This window comes from Mycobacterium sp., from assembly GCF_035274705.1.
Classification (GTDB): domain Bacteria; phylum Actinomycetota; class Actinomycetes; order Mycobacteriales; family Mycobacteriaceae; genus Mycobacterium.
Genome location: NZ_DATENY010000089.1, coordinates 1 through 3580, shown reverse-complemented (window position 1 = coordinate 3580; position 3580 = coordinate 1). Strand labels below are relative to the sequence as shown.

Here is a 3580-nt window from a genome sequence, read left to right as displayed (position 1 = left end):
AACGCCCGCAAGGCACTTTTCGAAGCCCTGATCCACGAGATCACGATCACCGCGGAAGACACCGTCCGGCCCGTCTTCAAACTTCCGCTAGCCGGGAACGACGAAGGGCCAGCCCTCCATGGACTGACCCATACCGACCGTGACGTGAATCGGATGGTTCGCGCACTGCCAACTGTGGTGGGCGATACTGGGATCGAACCAGTGACCTCTTCCGTGTCAACGAACGGTCGACACCGCCTCTGGCCTGCGACTTTGTACTGACCAGCAGAAGCGTGGGTGCAGTTGAGTGCGGTTGACCGCCGTTGGGCGCAGTTCAGCGTAGTTGGAAGCACCCGGCTGCTCCCAATCTGCTCCCATCCCGGCGTGCGCCCCACCGCGCGTTGTCGGCGGCAGATGAGTGTGGGGCTATGTCGAGGACCTCGGTGGCCGCGACGTGGTATCCCTGCGACGCCTCGACCCCGCAGTGGGTCCCAATCGGGCGCCCGATCCGCAACGTGCGAACCTATGTCTTCGACGAGGAGCTGAACCCCGTCCCGGTCGGCGACACCGGCCAGATGTACCTGGCCGGCGCCGGTCTTGCCAGAGGCTATCCCGGCCATCCCGGCCGCACGGCGGCCTCGTTCCTCCCGGACCCGTTCGCCGAGAGGCCCGGCGAGCGCATGTGCGCCACCGGGGACAACGTTCGGCTTCAGCCGGACGGGAACTACGTGTACGTCGGCCGAATCGACGACCAGATCAAGATCAGTGGGTACCGGGTCGAGATCGGCGAGGTGGAGCACAACCTGCGCGCATGCCGAGGCGTGGTCGACGCGGCGGCACTGTTGCGCGAGGACACCCCGGGCGGCGCGGCCATCGTCGCCTATCTGGTCGGCGAACGGCGACCCGACGAGCTGCTCACAAGCCAACTGGGTAGTTGGCTACCCGCGCCGATGATTCCACGCGTCTACGTCTGGCTGGACGAGATGGCTCTCAACCGCGCGGGCAAGATCGATCGTCGAGCGCTCGCCAAGATGCTCGATCCCGCACTCTCCCACCCGGACGCAATACGCAACCCTCACGTTGTGCCATTCACTTGCGGGGGCGGGACGGATACGGGAAGCTGTCCCATGCCTGCTGAGTACACCCAAGGTGACCAGTTTCGTGGTGCCCGCATCCATCTGTGCGACCTCTCTGGTCTCGAGATTCGCGATTGCGACGTCACCGGTCTGAAGATTGTGGACTGCTATGGGGGTAACGTCTCCCTTGGTGGCGGCTTCGAGCGTGTCGTTGTCAATGACGTCGACGTGACCGCCTACGTCGAGGCCGAGCTCGATCGGCTGCATCCCAACCGGGTGCTGGCCCGTGAGGCCACGTCCGCCGCCGAATACCGGGCCGCTTGGGATGCCATCGAGAAGCAATGGGGGGAGACGCTTGACCGTGCCAGGCGCCTACCGGAGGCGAAGCTGCATGAGCAGGTCGACGGCGAGTGGTCGTTCGTCGAGACGCAGCGGCATCTGCTGATGGCCAGCGATGCCTGGATCGGCAACGCCGTGCTCGAGGAGGACGCGCCGTACCACTCGTTGGGCCTTCCTGGCGGCGGGATGCCGGCCGAAGCATCGGCGAAGCTCCTCGGGCTCACCCTCGATGCCATCCCGACGCTCGACGAGGTACTCGCGCCGCGGCTCGCCCGCATGGCCACGATGCGCCGGGTCGTCGACGAGCTCACCGAGGCCGAGCTCGACCGGGTATGTGGTCGCAAGCCGGCCGACCACTACCCGGACAAGGACTACGTCGTACGCCGCTGCCTCAGCGTCGTGCTCAAGGAAGAGGCCGAGCATCACCGGTACGCGGTGCGCGACCTCACCGTGCTCGAGGCCGATACCCGAACCGAGTGAAGGCGCGTCCCGGCAATGGACGGCGATCTCGCGATCCTGCGCTTGACCAGCCCATCTTGCTGTCGGAGCCCCTCATCGCACCCGCACTGCCCAGCCAGGGCGCGGTGCCGACCGGCGAGGTAGTCACGACCGGCTACGGAAAGACCAGCAATGCGGGCTTCCCCAACGAACGACGCGAGGTCTTCCTCGATGTCACGCCGCGGTGGACCTGCGAAGGCATCTACCAGTTCGTGAAGCAGATCACGCCCGGGAATGAACTGCATCCGCGAATCCGGCCAGACGGCCGGAGCATGCGGCACTGGGTGATGTCGTCATCGGAATCGTCTCCTGAAATATCTCTGGCCAGTGCGGCAACCCGACCTATCCCACCGTGAATCAGCACCGAACCTGGATAAGCGGCAACGTGGGGAGGTAGCCGGCGGTTCATCCACCTGCCTTCAGCCGGAACGCGAGGCGGCGGGGCGCCTGCACGCGATAGCTGTCCGTCACCAGCTCGGCAACCTCGACCCAGTCCGTCTCGTCGTCCAGCACCATTCCCACGACATTCACACCCCAGTCGGCCCGGAAGAACGGAGGGCCGGCATGCGCCAGCGCGGCCAACTCCCCGGGCGGCGCCCGGAAGGTCATCAGGATGGCCGGATCGTCCAGATCGATGTACGCCGACCGCCTCTCGTCGGTGGTGTAGACGTGCAGGAACGTCCGCCGGCGAATCCGCCACCGCAGGCCGATCCACGCCGGCTCCTCGTACGCCTCGGGCAGTTCCCCGCAGATCACCCGGAGCCGGCCCACAACGGCGGGTGGAACGTCCGCGATGTCGCTCATCTGTACCTCCCGCGCCCATCCTCCCCGCCGGGTACGACATCAGCACATCAGAGTCTCCGGGGTTGGCGGGGCCGCGCCGACGTCATAGGACTATCGGGCCCAGCTCGGAGGACCTGTGTGCCTACAGGTCACGTACCTCGATTACCCGCGTGGTGGGCGCGGCATCGCCGATCCCGTCCCGGTAGCCGAGTCGATTTGGGTCGACCATGAAGGACTCGTATCCGGCTCGTGAGCGGAACCGGATCAGCTGTACCTCGGTTGCCGAGTCCGTGCCGCGCATTCGCCGCTCGACCGATCCGCCGTGCCGACCCAGCAGCCCCAACACCGTGTCCTCGTACCGCTGCCCGGCTGCGGCCTGCCCTGGCGACATCTCGACGATGGCGACCAAGAGCAGCTCTCCGGACAGTTCCGTCTCACTCGGCATCGTCACGCCCCGACCGTATTCCATCGAAGACAAGGGATCATGCTTGGGATGGATGTACGACGCACTCAATTCGGCAGAAGCGTGTGCGGATCGGCTCAACCGGGCCGAGGTTAGTTCGGGTTTACGAAGGTGCCTCGTTGCGGGACGGTGTAGACGAGTTCGCGTTGGCGTAGCAGGTTGACCGCTCGGCGGGCTGTTGTTCTGGCGACGCCCCATTCGGCGTGCATGTCGTTTTCGGTGGGGATGCGGTCGTGGGGCTGGAGCCGGCCGGCTTTGATGTCGTCTTCGACGTAGTCGGCGATCTGGACGTAGACCGGTACGGGTCCGTCGGTGCGTACCGGTCGCTGGCTCACGAGCGCCAACCTACGAAGGCGTCCACGTCTGCCTATCGGCAGCTACGAGCCGATACATAGGTAGACAAGAGAAGACAAGTTGGAGTAGCGTGGTTGTCGCGCCACCT

General features: G+C 65.6%; 5 protein-coding genes. 2 read left to right on the top strand and 3 right to left on the bottom strand.

Annotated features, from left to right (window positions below; genetic code table 11):
• The first annotated feature begins 407 nt into the window (after positions 1-407).
• Both VJV41_RS19095 and VJV41_RS19090 read left to right on the top strand, forming a co-directional pair.
• The gene (locus tag VJV41_RS19095) at positions 408-1874 is read left to right on the top strand and encodes a DinB family protein (protein ID WP_325336509.1); all 1467 of its coding nucleotides are present in this window, start codon (positions 408-410) and stop codon (positions 1872-1874) included.
• Positions 1871-2248 carry a hypothetical protein gene (locus tag VJV41_RS19090; RefSeq protein ID WP_325336507.1) on the top strand — a complete coding sequence of 126 codons (378 nt, stop codon included), beginning with the start codon at positions 1871-1873 and terminating at the stop codon, positions 2246-2248. Before VJV41_RS19095 ends, VJV41_RS19090 begins: the two co-directional genes overlap by 4 nt.
• A gap of 49 nt (positions 2249-2297) precedes the next feature.
• On the opposite strand, the gene VJV41_RS19085 is transcribed toward VJV41_RS19090, so the two are convergent.
• The 3 genes from VJV41_RS19085 to VJV41_RS19075 all read right to left on the bottom strand — a co-directional run bounded on the left by VJV41_RS19085 (position 2298) and on the right by VJV41_RS19075 (position 3473).
• Complete coding sequence (locus tag VJV41_RS19085) at positions 2298-2696, bottom strand: MmcQ/YjbR family DNA-binding protein (protein WP_325336505.1); 399 nt, start codon at positions 2694-2696, stop codon at positions 2298-2300.
• A 121-nt stretch (positions 2697-2817) separates the two neighbouring features.
• A complete protein-coding gene (locus tag VJV41_RS19080; RefSeq protein WP_325336503.1) occupies positions 2818-3126 on the bottom strand; it encodes a hypothetical protein in 309 nt (102 codons plus the stop codon).
• Positions 3127-3230: 104 nt separating this feature from the next.
• Entirely contained in the window at positions 3231-3473 is a 243-nt protein-coding gene (locus VJV41_RS19075; protein WP_325336501.1) for a winged helix-turn-helix domain-containing protein, read from the bottom strand.
• Positions 3474-3580 lie beyond the last annotated feature (107 nt).